Annotated in this window: 16 protein-coding genes; 11 read left to right on the top strand and 5 right to left on the bottom strand. The window is 72.4% G+C overall.

The window, feature by feature from the left end; genetic code table 11:
* Positions 1-57: 57 nt before the first annotated feature.
* The 3 genes from AB0C59_RS15310 to AB0C59_RS15300 form a co-directional block, all read right to left on the bottom strand.
* On the bottom strand, positions 58-1,728 hold the full coding sequence (locus AB0C59_RS15310) for a penicillin-binding transpeptidase domain-containing protein (RefSeq protein WP_363004537.1): 1,671 nt from the start codon (positions 1,726-1,728) through the stop codon (positions 58-60).
* A 94-nt stretch (positions 1,729-1,822) separates the two neighbouring features.
* Positions 1,823-3,457, bottom strand: coding sequence for a penicillin-binding transpeptidase domain-containing protein (locus AB0C59_RS15305; protein WP_363004535.1), 1,635 nt, complete (start codon positions 3,455-3,457; stop codon positions 1,823-1,825).
* Positions 3,458-3,573: 116 nt separating this feature from the next.
* Positions 3,574-5,319: a phospholipid carrier-dependent glycosyltransferase gene (locus tag AB0C59_RS15300; RefSeq protein WP_363004533.1), complete on the bottom strand. Its 1,746-nt coding sequence runs from the start codon at positions 5,317-5,319 to the stop codon at positions 3,574-3,576.
* A gap of 63 nt (positions 5,320-5,382) precedes the next feature.
* Between AB0C59_RS15300 and rsmI the strand changes: the two genes are divergently transcribed.
* The 11 genes from rsmI (at position 5,383) to AB0C59_RS15245 (ending at position 18,490) form a co-directional block, all read left to right on the top strand.
* Complete coding sequence (gene rsmI, locus AB0C59_RS15295) at positions 5,383-6,237, top strand: 16S rRNA (cytidine(1402)-2'-O)-methyltransferase (RefSeq protein WP_363004531.1); 855 nt, start codon at positions 5,383-5,385, stop codon at positions 6,235-6,237.
* Positions 6,238-6,640: 403 nt separating this feature from the next.
* A complete protein-coding gene (locus AB0C59_RS15290) occupies positions 6,641-7,024 on the top strand; it encodes a hypothetical protein (protein ID WP_363004529.1) in 384 nt (127 codons plus the stop codon).
* A gap of 60 nt (positions 7,025-7,084) precedes the next feature.
* Positions 7,085-7,966 carry a TatD family hydrolase gene (locus AB0C59_RS15285; RefSeq protein ID WP_363004527.1) on the top strand — a complete coding sequence of 294 codons (882 nt, stop codon included), beginning with the start codon at positions 7,085-7,087 and terminating at the stop codon, positions 7,964-7,966.
* Between the two features lie 133 nt (positions 7,967-8,099).
* On the top strand, positions 8,100-9,470 hold the full coding sequence (locus tag AB0C59_RS15280) for a ubiquitin-like domain-containing protein (RefSeq protein WP_363004525.1): 1,371 nt from the start codon (positions 8,100-8,102) through the stop codon (positions 9,468-9,470).
* 63 nt (positions 9,471-9,533) lie between these two features.
* Entirely contained in the window at positions 9,534-10,406 is an 873-nt protein-coding gene (rsmA, locus tag AB0C59_RS15275; RefSeq protein ID WP_363004523.1) for a 16S rRNA (adenine(1518)-N(6)/adenine(1519)-N(6))-dimethyltransferase RsmA, read from the top strand.
* Complete coding sequence (locus AB0C59_RS15270; RefSeq protein WP_363004521.1) at positions 10,403-11,296, top strand: 4-(cytidine 5'-diphospho)-2-C-methyl-D-erythritol kinase; 894 nt, start codon at positions 10,403-10,405, stop codon at positions 11,294-11,296. Before rsmA ends, AB0C59_RS15270 begins: the two co-directional genes overlap by 4 nt.
* A gap of 119 nt (positions 11,297-11,415) precedes the next feature.
* Positions 11,416-11,745, top strand: coding sequence for a hypothetical protein (locus AB0C59_RS15265; protein ID WP_363004519.1), 330 nt, complete (start codon positions 11,416-11,418; stop codon positions 11,743-11,745).
* 108 nt (positions 11,746-11,853) lie between these two features.
* Positions 11,854-13,659 carry an ABC-F family ATP-binding cassette domain-containing protein gene (locus AB0C59_RS15260; protein WP_363004517.1) on the top strand — a complete coding sequence of 602 codons (1,806 nt, stop codon included), beginning with the start codon at positions 11,854-11,856 and terminating at the stop codon, positions 13,657-13,659.
* Positions 13,660-13,875: 216 nt separating this feature from the next.
* Positions 13,876-15,597: a PQQ-binding-like beta-propeller repeat protein gene (locus AB0C59_RS15255; protein ID WP_363004515.1), complete on the top strand. Its 1,722-nt coding sequence runs from the start codon at positions 13,876-13,878 to the stop codon at positions 15,595-15,597.
* A gap of 94 nt (positions 15,598-15,691) precedes the next feature.
* Entirely contained in the window at positions 15,692-17,509 is a 1,818-nt protein-coding gene (locus AB0C59_RS15250) for a PQQ-binding-like beta-propeller repeat protein (RefSeq protein ID WP_363004513.1), read from the top strand.
* Between the two features lie 288 nt (positions 17,510-17,797).
* Positions 17,798-18,490 (top strand): LuxR C-terminal-related transcriptional regulator, encoded by a 693-nt coding sequence (locus AB0C59_RS15245; RefSeq protein ID WP_363004511.1) that lies wholly within the window; start codon positions 17,798-17,800, stop codon positions 18,488-18,490.
* Positions 18,491-18,542: 52 nt separating this feature from the next.
* Here the strand turns inward: AB0C59_RS15245 and AB0C59_RS15240 are convergent, their stop codons facing one another.
* Positions 18,543-18,875: a hypothetical protein gene (locus AB0C59_RS15240; RefSeq protein ID WP_363004509.1), complete on the bottom strand. Its 333-nt coding sequence runs from the start codon at positions 18,873-18,875 to the stop codon at positions 18,543-18,545.
* Positions 18,876-18,896: 21 nt separating this feature from the next.
* On the bottom strand, positions 18,897-20,576 hold the full coding sequence (locus AB0C59_RS15235) for a sodium:solute symporter family protein (RefSeq protein ID WP_363004507.1): 1,680 nt from the start codon (positions 20,574-20,576) through the stop codon (positions 18,897-18,899).
* Between the last annotated feature and the right edge of the window lie 38 nt (positions 20,577-20,614).

Here is a 20,614-nt window from a genome sequence, read left to right as displayed (position 1 = left end):
TCCCGACCCCGCCGCCCACCGCCCGGTGGGCCCCGTCAGCCGCCGGCCGTCAGCCCGTCAGCTTCCCGCCCGCAGCAGCGCCGCGACGATCGGTCCGGCCGAGTCGCCGCCGTGGCCGCCCTGCTGGACGACGCCCGCGGCCGCGAGGTCGCCCTTCCAGGCCGTGAACCAGCCGTTGGGCTGGTCCTGGCCGTCGACCTCCGCCGAGCCCGTCTTCGCGCCGAAGTCCGGGCCGAGACCCGCCATCGCCTTGGCGGCGGTGCCCGAGGAGGCCGTGTACTGGAGGACCTCCTTCAACTGGGCCTGGGTGGAGGCCGACATGGTCCGGCTCGTCTTGGCGGTCGTGCGGTGGTCGACCGAGGGCGAGACCAGGTACGGCTGGTGGAACTCGCCCGTCTTGGCCGTCGAGACCACCGAGGCCATGTTCAGCGGGTTCATCCGCACGCTGCCCTGCCCGATCAGGGACGCCGCCATCTGGGCCGCGCTCTGCACCGGCACAGCCCCGTCGAAGGACGGCACACCGATGGCCCAGCTGTTCATGCCGAGGCCGTAGACCTGCTGGGCGACCTTGGTGAGGTCGTCGTCGTGCAGCTTCTTCGCCTGGCTGATGAAGGCCGTGTTGCAGGACGCGGCGAAACTCGCCTTGAACGTGCCGTTCTTGATCTCGAACGTGTTGTCGTTCTGGAACTTCCAGCCGCCGTACGTCACGTACTTGGGGCAGGGGTGCGGCTTGTCCGCCTTCGCCAGGCCCTTCTCGAACAGCAGGGTCGACGTCACGATCTTCATCGTGGAGCCCGGGGCCAGGGAGCCCTGGAAGGCCACGTTGAAACCGTGGTCGTGGTTCGCCACCGCCAGGATCTCGCCCGTCGAGGGGCGCATGAGGACCACGGACGCCTTGTCCTCGGTCTTCACCTCCTGCTCCGCCTTCGCCTGCAGGGCGGCGCTCAGCGTGGTCCGCACCGTGCCCGGCGTGCCCCGGCTCAGCGTCACCAGCGTCTTGTCGGACGCCTTCTGGACGCCCTTGGCCGCCGCGCCCCGCACGACGCGCAGTTCGATGCCCGCCCTGCCGCCGGCCTTCTTGCCGTACTTCTCCCGCAGGCCGTCCAGCACCGTGCCGAGGGACGGGTAGGCGGCGGTGGTCAGTTCGCGGCCGTCGCGGTCCAGCGCGGTGACGGGGGGCGTGCCCGCCGCGCCCGTCACCAGGCGGTCGCCGTCGGTCAGGTCCGGGTGCACCACCGACGCTCGCCACCGCACCCGCGGGCGACCGGACTCGGGGTCGCGCACGACGGTGAGGCGGGTCGCGTACGCCAGCGGCCTGCTCCTGCCCTCGTAGGACACCGTCGCCTTCACGTCGAACGGGACCGACGCCCCGGACGCCGTGCCCGGGGTGAGGGTGACGCCCGTGATGTGCGCGTCCTTGCGGTACCCGGTGAGGGCGCTCGTCGCGGCGGTCGCGTCGTCCGTGGCGGCGGCTGCCTTCGCCGTGTCCCCGCGGCCCCAGGCCGTGAGGAACGCCGCGGCCGTCGTCCGCACCTCGGAGGCCGACAGCGGGCCGGTCTTCACGGCCCGGTGGGTCCGCCCGGCCCCCTTGCCGTCGTCGGCAGCCGCCCCGCCACCCATCAGGCTGTAGCCGCCGACCGCGCCGGCCACCCCGACGAGGGCGATCAGCCCCCCGATCACCAGCGGCTGGTTGCTCCCGCGTTCGGCGACGCGCCTTCTCTTGCCCACTTCTCCCGATCCTCCGCGCTGCCCAGGCCCCCGCTGCCTCGTTTCTCCTCAACGACGGGACCCACACTAGGGTCCCGGGGTGACAGGAGTGACGTCAGCCGCCGGTTCGTAGCACAGCTGCGACGATCGGGCCGGCCGCGTCGACGCCGTGCCCACCGCCCTGGGACATGGCCGTCGCCGCGACGTCGCCCCGGTAGCCGGTGAACCAGCTGTTGGACTTCGCCTGCCCGTCGACCTCCGCGGAGCCGGTCTTCGCCCCGAAGTCGCCGCTGAACCCCGCCATGACGGGCTGGGCCGTGCCCTGGGTCGCCGTCAGGTGCATCATCGACTTGAGCTGGGCGACCGTGGCGGCGGGCAGGCCCTTGGCGGTGGCCAGTTCGCGGTGGTCCAGGCCCGGCGGGACCAGGTAGGGCTGGCGGAACGTGCCCGTGACGGCGGTCGCCGTGACCGACGCCATGTTCAGCGGGCTCATCTGGACCTGGCCCTGGCCGATGAGGTTCGCCGCCTTGTCCGGGCCGCTCGCCGCCGGCACCGAGCCGTCGAAGGAGACGATGCCGGTCTTCCAGTTGTCCCGGCCGAGCCCGAAGCGGTCCTCGGCCTCCCGGGTCAGCGTGTCCGCCTGCATCCTGTCCGAGCCCGCGAGCTTGACGAACGCCGTGTTGCACGACCTGCGGAAGCTGTCCGCGAGCGTCGCGCCCTCGTCGGCCTCGAGGCCGGTGAGGTTGTGGAAGGTCTGGCTCTGCCACACCGCCGAGTCCGGGCAGGGCGCCGGGCCGTTCATCGTGGTGACGCCGTTGTCGATGGCCGCGGCCGCGCTGACGATCTTCATCGTGGAGCCGGGCGCCACCCGCCCCTCGAACGCGGCGTCGAACCCGTCCTTGCGGTGGTTGGCGACGGCGAGCACCTCGCCCGTGCTGGGCCTGACCGCGACCACCGACGACTCCGGGTACTGCCGCACGGCCCCCTCGGCCGCCGCCTGCGCGGAGGCGCTGAGCGTGGTCCGCAGCTTGCCCGGGGTGCCCGGGGAGAGGGTCAGCAGGGTCTTGCCGGGGGTGTCCTCGGCGGTGTGCCGGACCGCCAGCTCGATGCCCGGGCTGCCGCCCGCCTTGTCGCCGTACTTCGCGCGCAGCGCCTCCAGGACCGGCCCCAGGGACGGGTACTTGTCGGCCGTCAGCACCGCTCCGTCGCGGTCCACCGCCTCGATCGGGGCCTTCGCGGCCTCACCGGTGACGAGCGTGTCGCCCTTCTGGAGGGCGGGATGGATCACGGACGGCTTCCAGTCGACCAGCGCGCGTCCGGTGGTCAGGCCGCGCACGACCGTCAGACTGCCGGTGTAGGCGAGGGGCCGGCTCCTGCCCTCGTAGGCCACCGTCGCCTTCACGGAGAACGGCACCGTGCTCCCGTGCCGGGCCCCGGGGGTGATGGTCACATGGGTGATGTGCGCGCTGGTGGCGTAGTCGCCCAGCAGCGGCCGCGCCTCCACGGCGTCGTTCGTGTACGAGGCCGCCTCGTCGGCGTCGCCCTTCGCCCAGGCGGCGAGGAACTTCGCGCTCGCGTCCTCGACCTCGCCGCCCGACGGAGGCCCGGTCCGCGCCGCCGCCGTCCCCCCGGACCCGCTCCCCGCGGGATCGTGCAGTGCCGACAGAAGGTTGTACGCCCCGTACCCGGCGCCCCCCACGAGCACCGTGCACACCCCGCCCACCAAGGCGACCTTGACCCCCGAACGCATGACGCGCCCCTCCCTCCCCGTGAAGCTCACACTGTAAGCACGCGGAGGGGACGCGGTGACCGTCGTGTTCGTTTTTTGTCCGAATGGTGATCAGAGGGGCGGCGGGTGCCAGCCCGTCAGATCCAGGTGTCGAGCCACATGCGGGAGCGCCATTCGTCGATGGTGATCGTGGTGCCGGTGTACAGGGGCCAGAAGTAGATGAAGTTCCAGGCGATCAGCAGGACGAGGACGCCCGCGGCCGCCGCGCCGACCACGCGGCGGCGTTCGTCCGAGCCGGGCGGGCCCAGGATGGCGCCGATCATCATCGCCACCGCCAGGCACAGGAACGGGACGAACACGACGGCGTAGAAGTAGAAGATCGTCCGCTCCTGGTACAGGAACCAGGGCAGATAGCCCGCGGCGACGGCACCGGCGATGGCGCTCGCCCGCCAGTCGCGCCGGAAGGCCCAGCGCCACAGGACGTACAGCAGCGCGAAGCACGCCGCCCACCACAGCAGCGGGGTGCCGAGCGCCAGGACCTCGCTGGCGCACTTCTGGCCCGGGGCGGCGGAGCAGCCGGGGGAACCGGCGGCCGGGGACTCGTAGTAGTACGAGACCGGGCGGCCCGCCACGATCCAGCTCCACGGGTTCGACTGGTAGGTGTGCGGGGACGTCAGCCCGACGTGGAACAGGTAGACCTCGTGCTCGTAGTGCCACAGGCTGCGCAGCCAGTCGGGCACGAAGGACCAGCTGCTGCCCTTGCCGTCGGTGACCGCCCAGTTGCGGTAGTAGCCGCCGGTGCCGTCCGAGGGGGAGAGGATCCAGCCGATCCAGGAGGTCACGTACACCACGACGGAGACCACCAGCATCGACACGAACGTGAGGGCCGTGTCGAACTTGAGCACCGGCAGGTACGCGCGGTACCCGCGGGCGCCGGCCACCCGGCGCGCGCCCACGTCCCACAGCAGGGTCATCACGCAGAAGGCCGCCAGGAAGTACAGGCCGTTCCACTTGGTGCCGATGGCCAGGCCGAGCATGACGCCCGCCACCCACCGCCACGGCCGCGCGCCGAGGAAGGCGGTCTCGGCGACGCGGGAGTCCGGGCGCAGCCTGCCGTCCGCGTCCACCGGGAGCGCCGCCGCCAGTCTCGCGCGGGCCTTGTCCCGGTCGATGAGCAGGCACCCGAAGGCCGCCAGCACGAAGAACTCCAGGACACCGTCCAGCAGCGAGGTCCGGCTCATCACGTACTGCAGGCCGTCCACCGCCAGCAGTGCGCCGGCCAGGCAGCCCAGGAAGGTCGAGCGGAACAGCCGGCGGCCGATGCGGCACAGCATCAGCACCGCCAGCGTGCCGAGCAGCGCGGTCATGAACCGCCAGCCGAACGGGTTGAAGCCGAAGAGCAGTTCGCCGAGCCCGATCACGTACTTGCCGACCGGCGGATGCACCACATAGGCGGGATCCGTCGGGATCACCACCTGATGGGCGTGATGGATGATCAGGTCGTTGGCGTTCTTCGGCCAGTTGGCCTCGTACCCGTCGTGGACGAGCGCCCACGCGTCCTTGGCGTAGTAGGTCTCGTCGAATATCACCGCGTTCGGCTTGCCCAGGTGCCAGAACCGCATCAGTCCCGCCATGAGCGTCACCAGCAGCGGCCCGCCCCACCCGAACCAGCGGGTGACGCGCTCGGCGGTCGCCTCGCCCACCCCCATCGCCGCCCACAGGCGCGTGCTGGGCCGGTGGTACGCGGGCGTCAGGCGGTCGCGGACATCACCTCTGGGCAGCTCCGCGTTCCCGAACCGGCGCAGCCGTTGCTGCCACCACGGCCGCTGCTCTTCGGTGGCCTGGACCTGCCGGGTGTGCGTGGAGGACGCGGTACTGGTCACCGCGCCATCGTAGGGAACCCGTCTGTGTGAGTCCCGCGCATGGTGCCTGGGAGGATGGAAAACGTGACTGTCGCACCCGGAACCCTGGTCCTTGCCGGTACCCCCATCGGAGACATCGCGGACGCGCCGCCGCGACTCGCCGAGGAACTGGCCACCGCCGATGTGATCGCCGCCGAGGACACCCGGCGGCTGCGCCGGCTCACCCAGGCGCTGGGGGTGCAGCCCACCGGGCGTGTCGTGTCCTACTTCGAGGGCAACGAGTCCGCCCGTACGCCGGAGCTGGTGCAGGCGCTGACCGACGGGGCGCGGGTGCTGCTCGTGACCGACGCGGGGATGCCGTCCGTCTCCGACCCCGGGTACCGGCTGGTGGCCGCCGCCGTGGAGCAGGACGTCCGGGTCACGGCCGTGCCCGGGCCCTCCGCCGTGCTCACCGCGCTCGCGCTGTCCGGGCTGCCCGTCGACCGGTTCTGCTTCGAGGGGTTCCTGCCGCGCAAGGCGGGGGAGCGGCTGTCCCGGCTGCGCGATGCCGCCGAGGAGCGGCGCACCCTGGTCTACTTCGAGGCCCCGCACCGCCTGGAAGCCACCCTCACCGCGATGGCGGAGGCGTTCGGGGCGGAGCGCCGGGCCGCCGTGTGCCGTGAGCTGACCAAGACGTACGAGGAGGTCAGGCGCGGGGCGCTGGGCGAGCTGGTGGAGTGGGCCGGGCAGGGCGTACGGGGGGAGATCACCGTCGTCGTGGAGGGTGCCGGGGAGAAGGGGCCCGAGGAACTGGACGCGACGGAGCTGGTGCGCAGGGTGCGGGTGCGTGAGGAGGCGGGGGAGCGGCGCAAGGAGGCGATCGCGGCGGTGGCTCTGGAGGCGGGGGTGCCGAAGCGGGTGGTGTTCGACGCGGTGGTGGCGGCCAAGCGGGGGGGCTGACCGGCCGGGTGGGGGCGGGTTCGCTTCGGCTCGGGAGCGTTGCGGGTGCGTCGTGGGTTTTGCGCGGTTCCCCGCGCCCCCAAGGGTGGGAGTTCTGTGCGTTGTCCGGTGCGGGGCGTGGGGGATCTGCGCAGTTCCCCGCGCCCCTGACCCGGGCGCCCCAGGACGCTCTGAGCAGGGGGTTTCTCCTTTGAGCGGGTGGGTCAACGGGCGGTAAACGCGGGGCGGGGAAGGCAAAGGCGAAGTCGGGCGAACGGGTGGGTTTGGCAAGCCGGGACCAAATCGGCTCCAACACTCGGCAGACCCTGCTGCGTTCGCGGCGGTGAAGGCGTCCACTGGGGGCAGGGACGTTCCCGTCCCTCGCCCCACCAGGGCGCTTGTCCAGCGGACAAGAGGAGCTGGCATGAGTGAGAGCGCAGGGCAGGCCGGTCGGGGTACCGCCGCCGTCGTGCACGAGTCCTATTCCTTCGCCTGCATGCGGTGCGGGCACGGCTGGGAGCAGTCGTACGAGATCGAGCACCACCACGACGTGGACGGCCACGAGTACGTGCGGTACATCGCCGAAGGCAGTGTCGTGCCGTCGCCGCTGAGCCGGCCCACCTGCCACAACTGCGACAGCCACGTGGTGCGCATCATGCGCCCCGGCCGGGTGTCCTTCGCGCAGGACTCCCTGCGCCGGTACCACCGGGAGGGCCACGACGAGCCCGGGTCGCCCGAGCGGGGCGAGCGCCACCACTGGCACCTCTCGGACCTGCTCCACCCCTTCCAGCACCGCAAGGCGGGCTGAGGGCCCGGTTCGCGCACGGCCCCGCGGGGGGCGGCCCCGACCCTTTCGTAGGATCGGGGCATGCCTTCCCACACGTCCGACAAGAACGTGCCGCCGCCCCTCCCGGAGCCCCTGCGCGTCCCCGTCGCCGACTCGCACACCCACCTCGACATGCAGTCCGGCACGGTCCAGGAGGGTCTCGCCAAGGCCGCGTCGGTGGGCGTGACCACCGTCGTCCAGGTCGGCTGCGACGTGAAGGGCTCCCGCTGGGCCGCCGAGACGGCCGCGACGTACGAGCAGGTGCACGCGGCCGTGGCGCTGCACCCGAACGAGGCCCCCCGGATCGTCCACGGCGACCCGGACGGCTGGTCCCGTCAGGGCGCCCGGGAGCCGGGCGGCGACGCGGCGCTGGACGACGCCCTCGCCGAGATCGACGCCCTCGCGGCCCTCGCGCACGTCAAGGGCGTCGGCGAGACCGGCCTCGACCACTTCCGCACCGGCCCCGAGGGCAAGGCCGCCCAGGAGCGGTCCTTCCGGGCGCACATCGAGATCGCCAAGCGGCACGGCAAGACCCTGGTCATCCACGACCGCGACGCCCACGCCGACGTGCTGCGCGTCCTCGAGGAGGAGGGTGCGCCCGAACGGACGGTCTTCCACTGCTATTCGGGTGACGCGGCGATGGCCGAGGTGTGCGCCCGTGCGGGGTACTTCATGTCCTTCGCCGGCAACGTCACCTTCAAGAACGCGCAGCCGCTGCGCGACGCGCTCGCCGTCGCTCCCCTGGACCTCGTCCTGGTGGAGACCGACGCGCCCTTCCTGACCCCCGCGCCGTACCGCGGACGCCCCAACGCGCCGTATCTGATCCCGCACACGGTGCGGGCGATGGCCGAGGTGAAGGGGGTCGAGGAGGACGTGCTCGCGACCGCGCTCGCCCGCAACACGGCCCGTGCCTTCGACTACTGAGAGCCGCCCGGCGGGCGAGAGGTTCCCGAACGCCACCGTGTCGCCACACCGTGTGACGGCGTTGCTTGGGAGTGGGACGGCCAGGCGCTAGGTTCTGGTCTCCCGTTTCGGATCCTCATCGGAGTGTGTCGTCGTGAGCGAACGGCAGTACTCGACCTATGGGACGTACGAACCGGCCCGGACGTACCGGCCCGCGTACGAGGCGCGCAGGCGCGCGCCACGCGCCGACCAGGCGCAGACACAGGCACAGGCCAGAGGGCAGGCGAAGGCGCAGGCACGCATAACGCCGCCGCAGGCCAGGCAACCCCAGACCAGGCCCCCGGTCCCGCGGCCGGACGCGCAGAGCCGTTCCGGCGCCGGGACCCGGGCCCCGGCGCGGCACGCCGCCCGGCGCGAGAAACCCCTCGGACGCCGCGCCCCCATGCGCCGCCTGATCCCCCAGGCGCTGGTCGTCGCCTTCCTCGCCGGTGGCACCACGGCCTTCATCGCCAAGGACAAGGCCGTCGAGCTGACGGTCGACGGCAGACCGCGCGTCCTGCACACCTTCGCCGACGACGTGGGGGAGCTGCTCGCCCACGAGGGCGTCCGCGTGGGCGTCCACGACGTCGTGGCCCCCTCCCCGGGGACGCCGCTGGCCAGCGGCGACGAGATCGCGGTCCGCTACGGACGCCCCGTGGTCCTCACCATCGACGGCCACCACCGCCTCGTGTGGACCACCGCGCCCACCGTGGACGGCGCGCTCCAGCAGCTCGGGGTGCGCGCGCAGGGCGCGTACCTGTCCGCCTCGCGGTCCCGGCCGATCGGCCCGGACGGGCTGGAGCTGGCCGTCCGCACCGAGCGTGTGGTGACGGTCCTGGCCGACGGGCAGGCCCGCACGATCCGCACCAACGCGGCGACCGTCCGCGAGGCCGTCGACCAGGCCGGGGTCGCCCTGCACGGGCAGGACACCACCTCCGTGCCGCCCGGCAGCTTCCCGTTCGACGGGCAGACGGTGACCGTGCTGCGGGTGAAGGGCTCACGGGAGGTCCGCGAGGAGCCGATCCCCTACGACGTGCGGCACACCAGCGACGCGCACCTGTTGCGGGGCACGGTGGTCGTGGCACGCGTCGGACAGCCGGGCACCCGCCGGGTGACGTACGTGCTGCGCACCGTCAACGGCGTCCGGCAGAGGCCGACGCGGATCGGCTCCGAGGTGGTGGAGCCGCCGCAGACCCAGCTGGTGCGGGTGGGCATCAGGGCGCGCCCGGCCGCGGTGTCGGGCGCCGAGCACCTGGACTGGCACCGGCTCGCGGCCTGCGAGTCGGGCGGCAGGGCACACGCGGTCGACCCGTCGGGCACCTACGGGGGCCTCTACCAGTTCGACCGGCACACCTGGCGCAGCCTGGGCGGGTCCGGTCGGCCGGAGAACGCCCCCGCCGACGAGCAGACGTACCGCGCGAAGAAGCTGTACGTACGCCAGGGCACGAGCCCCTGGCCGCACTGCGGGCACCGGCTGTACAAGTGAGCGGACGGGCGGCGGCGCGGGACACGTGCACGGCCCTTCCGCGCCGCCCCGTACCCTTGCTCCGTGAGCAGCCCCACCCCCGACGCCCTCCTGGGTCCCGCCGACGTCCGCGAGCTGGCGGCCGCCCTCGGCGTACGCCCCACCAAGCAGCGCGGCCAGAACTTCGTCATCGACGCCAACACCGTGCGGCGCATCGTGCGCACCGCCGACGTGCGGCCCGACGACGTGGTGGTGGAGGTGGGCCCCGGCCTCGGATCGCTGACCCTGGCCCTGCTGGAGGTCGCCGAGCGGGTCACCGCCGTCGAGATCGACGACGTGCTGGCCTCCGCGCTTCCCGCGACCATCGCCGCCCGGATGCCGGGCCGCGCCGAGCGCTTCGCGCTGGTGCACCGCGACGCCCTCCAGGTGCGGGAGCTGCCGGGTCCCGCACCCACCGCGCTCGTCGCGAACCTGCCCTACAACGTGGCCGTGCCCGTCCTCCTCCACATGCTCGACACCTTCCCGGGCATCGAGCGGACGCTGGTGATGGTGCAGTCCGAGGTCGCGGACCGGCTCGCGGCGGCGCCCGGCTCCAAGGTGTACGGCGTGCCGTCCGTCAAGGCCAACTGGTACGCGGACGTCAAGCGCGCCGGCGCCATCGGACGCAATGTCTTCTGGCCCGCGCCCAACGTCGACAGCGGCCTCGTCTCGCTGGTCCGGCGGGCCGAGCCGGTCAAGACCACCGCCTCGAAGGCCGAGGTGTTCGCGGTGGTGGACGCCGCGTTCGCCCAGCGGCGCAAGACGCTGCGGGCCGCACTCGCCGGATGGGCGGGCTCGGCCGCCGCCGCGGAGGCGGCGCTCGTCGCCGCCGGGGTCTCACCGCAGGCGCGCGGGGAGTCGCTGACGGTGGAGGAGTTCGCGCGCATCGCCGAGAACAAGGCGGCGAGCCGGCCGTGAGCGTCACCGTCCGCGTCCCGGCCAAGGTCAATGTGCAGCTCGGCGTGGGCGGGACCCGTCCGGACGGCTTCCACGACCTGGCGAACGTCTTCCTGGCCGTCGGCCTGTACGACGAGATCACCGTGACCCCGGCCGAGGAACTGCGCGTCACCTGCTCGGGGCCGGACGCCGCGCAGGTCCCGCTGGACCGGACGAACCTGGCGGCGCGCGCCGCGCTGGCGCTCGCCGAGCGGCACGGGCGCGACGCGGCGGTGCACATCCACATCGACAAGGACATCCCGGTCGCCGGCGGCATGGCGGGCGGCAGCGCGGACGGGGCCGGGGCCCTGCTCGCGTGCGACGCGCTGTGGGGCACCCGGGCCTCCCGCGCCGACCTCCTGGAGATCTGCGCCGAACTGGGCAGCGACGTGCCGTTCAGCCTGGTGGGCGGGGCGGCGCTGGGCACCGGGCGGGGCGAGCGGCTCACGGTGCTGGGCACCGGCGGGACCTTCCACTGGGTGTTCGCCATGGCGGTGCGGGGACTGTCGACCCCGGCGGTGTTCCAGGAGTTCGACCGGCTGAACGACGGGGTGCGCGTCCCCGAGCCGGCCGCCTCGCGGGAACTGCTGGACGCGCTGGCGAAGGGCGACACCGAGGCCCTCGCGGCGTCGGTCTCCAACGACCTGCAGCCCGCCGCGCTGTCCCTGTTCCCGAGCCTCGCGGACACGCTGGCCGAGGGCCGGGCGGCCGGGGCGCTCGCGGCACTGGTGTCGGGTTCGGGCCCGACGACGGCGTTCCTGGCGCCCGACGCGGCCGGGGCCGAGCGGATCGCCCAGGCGCTGCGGGCCTCCGGCACCTGCAGGACGGCCCGCGTGGCGGCCTCGCCGGCACCGGGCGCGACCGTGCTCTGAGTTCTGGGCTCTGGGCGGGGACGCGGTCCGCGCGGGTGCGGGCGCGGTCGGTCCGCGTACTCAGGGGCCGGCATGCCCGGCGAGAGGATCTCCGACATGACGCCGCCCGCGTGTGTGGCGTGCATCTCACCACGATGCTCGGCCTCTACGGCGCGCTGCTGACCGCCGGTGTCCGGCTGCCGGACCCGGTATCCGGTACATGGTGGATGCAGATACCCTTGCGCCTCCTGGCTGCCGCGGCGCTGACCGGCGTCCTGGTGGCCGCCTTCCGGGTCTTCGAAAAACCCTCGGGTGCCCGGGAGTCCCGTGCGCCGCGCGCCTGGGCGGGACCCGCCGCCGCGCTCGGCGCCACCCTGGTGGCCGTCCACGTCACCGCCCCCGCGTCGATGGCGCGGATGCCGGCCGGGCGGGCGCTGGTGGAACGGGCCGGGCGGGCCGCCCGGGGGTGATCGGATCCCACGCGTGCGGGCACGGGGAGTGACGGGCCGTGCGCGTCCCGTGGCCTCGCCCCGAGGGCCTAGGCTTGAAGGCTGATCGATCCCCCCGTCAGGAGTGAAATGGCCGTCAACCTGGTCAATGTCGAGAACGTCAGCAAGGTGTACGGCACGCGTGCCCTGCTCGACGGTGTCTCGCTCGGCGTCTCCGAAGGGGACCGCATCGGGATCGTCGGGCGCAACGGCGACGGCAAGACCACCCTGATCCGGATGCTCGCCAAGCTGGAGGAGGCCGACGCCGGGCGCGTCACCCACTCCGGCGGGCTGCACCTCGGGGTGCTCACCCAGCACGACTCCCTCGACCCGACCGCCACCGTGCGGCACGAGGTCATCCGGGACATGGCCGACCACGAGTGGGCGGGCAACGCCAAGATCCGCGACGTGCTCACCGGCCTGTTCGGCGGCCTCGACCTGCCCGGCTTCCCCCAGGGGCTCGACACCGTCATCGCCCCGCTCTCCGGTGGTGAGCGGCGCCGCATCGCGCTGGCCAAGCTGCTCATCGAGGAGCAGGACCTGATCGTCCTGGACGAGCCCACCAACCATCTCGACGTCGAGGGCATCGCCTGGCTCGCCCAGCATCTGCGCGAGCGCCGCTCCGCGCTGGTGTGCGTCACCCACGACCGGTGGTTCCTGGACCAGGTGTGCACCCGCATGTGGGACGTGCAGCGCGGCACGGTCCACGAGTACGAGGGCGGCTACTCCGACTACGTCTTCGCCCGCGCCGAACGCGAGCGCATCGCCGCCACCGAGGAGGTCAAGCGGCAGAACCTGATGCGCAAGGAACTGGCCTGGCTGCGCCGCGGCGCCCCCGCCCGCACCTCCAAGCCCCGTTTCCGCGTCGAGGCCGCCAACGAGCTGATCAAGGACGTGCCGCCGCCCCGCGACAGCAGCGAGCTGATGAAGTTCGCGTCCTCGCGCCTGGGCAGGACCGTCTTCGACCTGGAGGACATCACCGTCACCGCCGGGCCCAAGACGCTGCTCGAACACGTCACCTGGCAGCTCGGCCCCGGCGACCGCATCGGCCTCGTCGGAGTGAACGGAGCGGGCAAGACCTCGCTCCTGCGCGCCCTGGCGGACGCCGCCCGCAGCGAGGGCGAGGCGCAGCCCGCCAAGGGCCGTGTCGTCGTGGGCAAGACCGTCAGGCTGGCCTATCTGTCGCAGGAGGTCGCCGAGTTGGACCCCTCCTGGCGCGTCCTGGAGGCCGTGCAGAAGGTCCGCGAGCGCGTGGACCTCGGCAAGGGACGCGAGATGACCGCCGGTCAGCTCTGCGAGACCTTCGGCTTCACCAAGGAGAAGCAGTGGACGCCCGTCGGTGACCTGTCCGGCGGCGAGCGGCGGCGGCTCCAACTGCTGCGCCTGCTCATGGACGAGCCCAACGTCCTCTTCCTGGACGAGCCCACCAACGACCTCGACATCGAGACCCTCACCCAGCTCGAGGACGTCCTGGACGGCTGGCCCGGCTCGATGATCGTGATCTCCCACGACCGGTTCTTCGTGGAGCGCACCACCGACAAGGTGTACGCCCTGCTCGGTGACTCCGCGCTGCGGATGCTGCCCCGCGGCATCGACGAGTACCTGGAGCGGCGCCACCGCATGGAGGAGGCCGCCGCGGCGTCCGGCGCCCCGGCCCCCGCCGCCCAGAAGCCCGCCGCCTCCGCAGCCGACGCCCGCGCCGCGAAGAAGGAACTCCAGCGCATCGAGCGGCAGTTGGACAAGATCTCCGAGCGGGAGGGCAAGCTGCACGCCCAGATCGCCGACAACGCCACGGACTTCGGGAAGGTGGCCGGTCTGGACGCCGAGTTGCGGGAACTCGCCGGGGAGCGCGAGGAGCTGGAACTGCGCTGGCTGGAACTCGCCGAGGACGCGTAGTGCTTGAGGGTGTGGTGTGAAGGGCGCGTGAAGGCGCGTAACGAGGGCATCACGGGCCGGTTCACCCTTGGGAACAGGGGCGGGGCCGGCCCTCTGCGCGGGGGTGCCGCGGTGATACAAAGGGCGGTCTTGAGACAGTTCTGAGTACTACCGGTGTGGCGGAAAACCGAGTTCCACGAACGTGCGGGCACATCGGTCACAAGGGGGAGCGCACTGATGACCCAGCCGCCGGACCAGCCATCACCCGACGGTTTCGGGCCGCCGCAGCCACAGCCCGGCTACGGCTATCCGCAGCAGCCCCAGCCCGGCCACCCCCCGCAGACCGGCCCCTACGGCCGACCGGGCCCGTACCCCCAGCAAGGCCCCTACGCGCAGGCCGGCCCGTACGCGCAGCCCGGCCCGTACACCGCCCCCCAGCCCGGCTACGGCTCTCCGCAGCAGTACCCGCAGGTCGCCGGGATGTCCGGGGCACCGGGCGCGCCCACTCCGCCGCCCGGCGGCCAGCGCTCCCGGAACCCCTTCAAGGGCAGGCCCGTTCTGGTCGTGGGCGCCGCGGTCGCCGCGCTGCTCGTCATAGCCGGCACCGTGTACGCGGTCGGAGGCGGCGGGCACAAGAAGCCCACCGCCCAAGCAAGCCACGCACCCGCCCCCTCCGCCACGACCTCCGCCCCGGTCGACGAGGGCGACGGCAACGGCGACGGCGGCCAGGACGACAGGGACCTCAACGCGGGCCGCAGACCGGGGGAGTCGAAGGTCCTCTGGTACAAGGAGGCGCCCAAGGCCCCCGGTTCCGGTGCCTACGCGCCGGGGATGTGGATCACCGGGAGGACCGCGGTCAAGGCCGCGTACAACCAGGTCCTCGCCTACCGGGTGGGGGACGGCGCTCCCGCCTGGGCCCCGATCACCCTCCCGCAGAAGATCTGCGCGGTCACCCCGGAGAAGGCCGCCGGTGACAGGATCGTCGTCGCCTACATGAGCGGCGTCAGCGACAGGGCCAAGTGCGACCAGCTCCAGGAGATCGACCTCGACTCCGGCAGGACGAACTGGAGCATGCAGGTCCCCGACGGCGACGGCTTCGACAGCGCCTCGGAGATCAGCCTGAGCGCGAGCGGCAACGTCGTGCTGGTCGGCCGCGAGTCGTCCGGCATCGCGTACGACATCCGCACCCGCAAGAAGCTGTGGGACGTCAAGGGCACCTCCGCGAGCTGCATGCCGTCCGGGTTCGCGGGCGGCCCCCGGCTGGTCTCCATCCTCTCCTGCTACAAGGGCGGCACCCGCGACCACGACGAGGTGCGCGAACTCGAACCCGTCCACGGCCGACCCAGGTGGACGACGCCGCTGGCCCACGGCCTGCACGTGGAACACGTCTACTCCGTCGACCCGCTCGTCCTCCAGCTCACCGACGAGAGCTTCGTGAAGCGGGTGGTCGTCACGCTGAAGAGCGGCGGCGCGCCGCGCTCCACGATCACGGAGTCCGCCGGCGCCCGTCTCTCCCCCGACTGCTCCTCGGCCCAGTTCGGCAACGACCTGCGCGAGTGCACCGACGCGGTGGCCGACGCGAACACCCTGTACCTGCCGACCAGCGCCCAGACCGGCAGCGCGAACCAGATCGTCGCGCTCGACCTCGACACGGGCAAGGAGAGGTGGCGGGTCAAGTCGCCGGTGTCCGAGCCGATGCAGCCGATCAAGGCCGCCGGCACCGGTCTGATCGCCTATGTCGCGCCGTCGTCCGACGCGGGCGGCCGGGTGCTCTCCGTCGCGACCGGTGGCAGCCACACCATGACGACCCTCCTGCGGAACCCGGCGAGCGTCGCGGAGATCGAGACCTTCCCCTCCCGGGCGATCGACTACGTGGACGGCCGCTTCTACGTCTCCACGACCGAACTCGCCGGCCGGACCCAGACCAACGCCAAGCTGATGCTGGCCTACGGGAAGTGACCGGGCAGCCCGCCGCCCTCTCCCCCTGGCACCCGCCTTCCCCGTCCCTGTCCGCCGTTCGCCCGCTCCCTGCGTCCTTCGAGGTACCGACACCATGAGCCAGCCGCCTCCACCCCCGAACCAGCCCCCGTCCGGCGGCTTCGGCCCACCTCCGCCCGTCCCCGACCCCAGGAGCGCCCCGGCACCCGGCCCCACGCCCGCCCCCACACCCGCGACGCCGCCCGCGCCCGCGCAGACCCCGCCCCCCGCGCAGGGCCCGGGCTACGGCTACCCGCAGCCCCCCACCCCGCCGCAGCAGCCCCACGGGCAGCCCCACCCGCCCTCGGGCCCGCCGGCAGCCGCCGGCTACGGCTACCCGCACCAGGCGCCCGCCGGTTACGGCTATCCCCAGCAGCAGCCCGGTTACGGCTACCCGCACCAGCAGCCCGGGTACGGCTATCCCCAGCAGCCCGGCTTCGGCGCCCCGCAGCCGCCGACCGTGCCGATGGGGCCGGGGCCGGGCCAGGGCGGGGGGCGCACGGGCCTGAAGGCCCAGGTGTGGATCGTCGTCTCGGCCGTGGTGGCCATCGCGCTCATCGTCGGCGGCGGCGTCTGGTACGCCAAGAGCTCGTCGTCGGGCGGCGGGACGCGGCACTCCGCGGCCGACCGGCACGGCGGTGCCACCGGGGGCAAGGAGACGGTCCCGGCCGACCCCCGCGCCCGCACGATCCTCCAGGTGCCCGCCCCGCGGGTCGCCGACAAGGACGAGTTCGACGACATCCACGGCTCCTGGCTCACCGGCTCCGTCTACGCCAAGACCGGTCTGGGCAAGATCGTCGGCTATGCGGCGGGCACCGGCGCGGTCACGTGGACGCTGCCGCTGCACGGCCAGACCTGCGCGGCCTCGCCCGAGGTCAGCCCCGCCGGTATTGCGGCGGTGGTCACCGAGACCCGCAAGCGCACCAGCGCCAAGGACCGCCCGGACTGCGCCGATGTGACGGCCTTCGACGTCGCCACCGGGCGCGAACTGTGGACCAAGCCGGTCACGGTCTCGGGCTCGGCCATCACCTTCGAACAGATCTCGGTCAGTGCCGGCACGGTCGCCGCCGCCGGTTACGAGGGCGGCGCCGGCTTCGAGCTGGCGACGGGCAAGCTCCTGTGGCGGCCCCAGGTCGGCGCGTGCGAGGACGACGGGTACGCGGGCGGTGAGCAGCTCGTCGTGGAGCAGTCGTGCGGCGACTACGACACCGCGACGTACAAGATCCAGCTGCTCGACCCGAGGACGGGCCACGTGAAGTGGACCTACCCGCTGCCCCGGGGCCTGCGCGACGTCAAGGTGATGTCCACCAAGCCGGTCGTGTTCGGCGTGCGGTCCGGCGACACCAAGTCCTACGGCATCTCGGACATCTTCTCGCTGGACGACTCCGGCAGGCTGCGCACGAAGATCTCCCTCCCGGACGGCAGGTACGACGCCGACTGCGACGAGATCAACGTCTGCCACGGGTTCACGGTCGGCAACGACAAGCTGTATCTGCCGACGAAGGAGCACGACGGCTCGGGCGGCTCCGCGCAGACGAACGAGATCGTCGCGTTCTCGCTGGCCACGGGGAAGACGACCGGTGACAAGGTCGACGCGGGGGACGGCTTCGACATCTTCCCGCTCCGTATGGACGGCCCGAACCTGCTGGCCTACAAGGGCGGTTCGTACGAGAAGAGCCCCCAGGTGCTCTCGGTCGACGGCACCACCGGGAAGCCCTCCACGCTGCTGGAGCTGCCCGACTCCGAGGCCATGCGCGAAGCGATCGGCAACCTGGACGGCGACGACTCCGAGATGCGCTTCGCCCAGGGCCGGCTGTGCCTGGCCCAGAACTCGGTGGACCAGTACGACTCCTCGGACGGGAGGAAGGTCGCGCTCTGCTTCGGCCCGAAGTGAGCATCGGCCGGTGACGGCGCGGCGACCCGCGGCGGCACCGGCGTGAAGCGGCGCGCGCCGCGCGCGCGATACGGCCTCGCTCCTGCTCAGGGGCGGGGCCGTTCACGTACCCCTCATCAGGCCCCAATGGGAGGGATTTCGCAAATCCCCGGCATTCTTGCCCCGTTGGGGAAGCGCGACGTCGAACAAGCGTGTAGCTTCCCGGTGCATGAAAGGCAAAGGTGACGTCCCTCAGGGCCGGTCCGGCATCCGTGACGGGCATCCGTGGGGGGACTGGGGGGTTGCTCGATGGGAGTGCGGCTCATGGTGGTCGATGACCACCGGCTGCTGGCCGAGGCGCTGGCCTCGGCACTGAAGCTGCGGGGGCACCGGGTGCTCGCCGCGGCGGCGCCGAGCGCGGGCGCGGCGGACCTGGTGATCGCCAGGGCGCCCGAGGTGTGCCTGCTGGGCACCGCGGTGCCCGCGGAGCCGGGCGCGTTCGACCCGGTGGTGCGGATCAAGCGGGAGCGTCCGCAGGTGGCGGTTCTGGTCCTCGGACCGGTGCCGAGCCCGCGCGGGATAGCCGCGGCGTTCGCGGCCGGAGCGTCCGGATACGTACGGCACGACGAGCGCATCGAGGGCGTGGAGCGGGCCATCATGAAGGCCCGGGCGGGGGAGGCCGCGGTCGCGCCCACCCTGCTCCAGGGGGCGTTCGGCGAGCTGCTCCATCCCGCGGCCCAGCCGGACGACGAGGGCCAGCGTCTGCTGCAGATGCTGACCCCGCGCGAGGTGGAGGTGCTGGTGCGGGTCGCGGACGGGGAGGACACCCGGCTGATCGCGGCCGGCATGGGCATCGCCCCCTCGACGGCACGCACCCACGTCCAGCGGGTCCTGATGAAACTGGGGGTGGGATCCCGGCTGGAGGCCGCGGCCCTCGCCGCCCGCACGGGCCTCCTGGACCGCGCGGGCCCCTTCACCGACGCCAAGGGCCGACAGGCCTAGGCCGGTACGGGTCCCCTCCCCTCGGGGCGGGGGCCCGTACCGGTTCGCGGGGTCAGGCCTGGCCGTCGGTGGTGCCGTCGGTGCTCCCGGTGCCGTCCGGCAGCGGCGGCGCCGGCGGGACCGTCGGGCGCAGCTTCAGCCACAGCAGGAAGAACAGGCCGAGCAGCAGCATGCCCAGGCCGGTCCACAGGTTGATGTTGACGCCCTGGGCCTTGCGGATGTCGGCGTCGGACGCGGTGAACCCCGCGATCATCACGATGACGCCGTAGAGCACGAACAGGCCGCCGATGATGCGGCGCAGGTCGAAGATGCCGGCCGCGGTCGCGGACTTCTCCTCCAGATCGGTGACCGCGCTGTGGACGTCACGCTCGGAGTACTCGGACATGGTCTCTCCATCCTCCCGCGGTCAGAACGAGAACGGGATGTAGCAGGCGGCGGCGAGGACGACCGAGCCCCAGCCGAGCAGGGCGGGCTTGCGGTACCAGGCGTCGTCGCCCTCGGCGGGGGCCTCGGCCATCCCCGGGGACTTGGTGCCGTACACCAGCCCCCGCAGGGACTCCTCCGGCTTCGGCTTGGTGAACAGGGAGACGACCACCATGACGACCGCGCCCGCCACGAACCCGGCGATGGCGGAGACGAAGTTGGCGCCCTGGTCGGAGGGGATGCCGATGACGCCCTCCTTGTAGATGACGAAGTAGTTGACCATCGCGGTCACCGTCCCGGCGAGCAGGCCCCACAGGCCGGACTTCGCGGACGCGCGCTTCCAGAACATGCCGACGACGAAGACCACGAACATCGGCACGTTGAAGAAGGAGAACAGCGTCTGGAGGTAGCTCATGATGTTCGAGAACGAGGAGGCGAGGAAGGCCGTGCCGACGGACGCGAGCACGCCGATCGCGGTGATGAGCCGGCCGAACCGCACGTAGTAGGAGTCCTCGCGGCCCTTGACCACGTACTTCGCCCAGATGTCGTTGGTGAACACCGTGTTGAAGGAGGACACGTTGGCCGCCATGCCCGCCATGAACGCGGCCAGCAGGCCGGTCACGGCGATGCCGAGCACGCCGTTGGGCAGCAGCTCCTGCATCAGGTACGGGATCGCGTCGTTGTACTGGAGGTCCGAGCCCGGGGTGCCGATCTCCGGCACGAGGGCGGCGGCGACCAGGCCGGGGATCATCACCAGGAAGACGATGAAGATCTTCGGGTAGGCGGCGATCAGCGGGGTGCGCTGCGCGGCCGAGAGGTTCTTCGCGGACAGCGCGCGCTGCACCTCGGCGAAGTTGGTGGTCCAGTAGCCGAAGGACAGCACGAACCCGAGGCCGAGGACGATCGTCAGCCAGTTGGCGCCCAGCGGGTTGGCGTGTCCGATGCCGGTGCCGCCCCAGGCGGTGGTGAAGTCGTGGCCGTGGGCCGCGGTGAGCTTGTCGGTCAGGCCGCCCCAGCCGCCCACCTTCCTCAGCCCGAGCACGGTGATCGGGATGAGGGCCGCCAGGATCACGAAGAACTGGAGCACCTCGTTGTAGATCGCGGACGAGAGCCCGCCGAGGGTGATGTACGCGAGCACGAAGAAGCCGGCGACCACGATCGCCACCCACTGCGGCCAGCCGAGCAGCGCCTGGACGACGATCGCGAGGGCGTACAGGTTCACCCCGGCGATCAGGATGGCCGCGAAGGCGAACAGGATCGAACTCAGCAGATGCGCGCCCCTGTCGAAGCGCAGCAGCAGGAACTCCGGGACCGAGCGGACCTTGGAGCCGTAGTAGAACGGCATCATGACCAGGCCCAGGAAGACCATCGCCGGGATGGCGCCGATCCAGTACCAGTGGACGGTGTAGGCGCCGTACTGGGCGCTGTTGGCGGCCATGCCGAGGATCTCGGTGGCGGCCAGGTTGGCGGAGATGAACGCGAGGCCCGTGATCCAGGCGGGCAGTGAGCGTCCGGACAGGAAGAAGTCGAGGCTCGTCTTCACGGAGCGGCGGGCGGCGAAGCCGATGCCCAGCACGACGGCGAAGTAGATCCCGAGGATCGTGTAGTCGAGGCCGTTCGTGGGGAGCCGTAGTCCCGCGGCCAGATGTGTGGCGGTTTCCATGAGTACTCGCTTCGTTGCGTGAGCCGATCAGAGCGGAA

The sequence above is a fragment of the Streptomyces sp. NPDC048664 genome (assembly GCF_040650555.1).
Classification (GTDB): Bacteria; Actinomycetota; Actinomycetes; order Streptomycetales; family Streptomycetaceae; genus Streptomyces.
The sequence above is the reverse complement of the archived record's forward strand: the minus strand, read 5'-3'. Positions and strand labels throughout refer to the sequence as shown.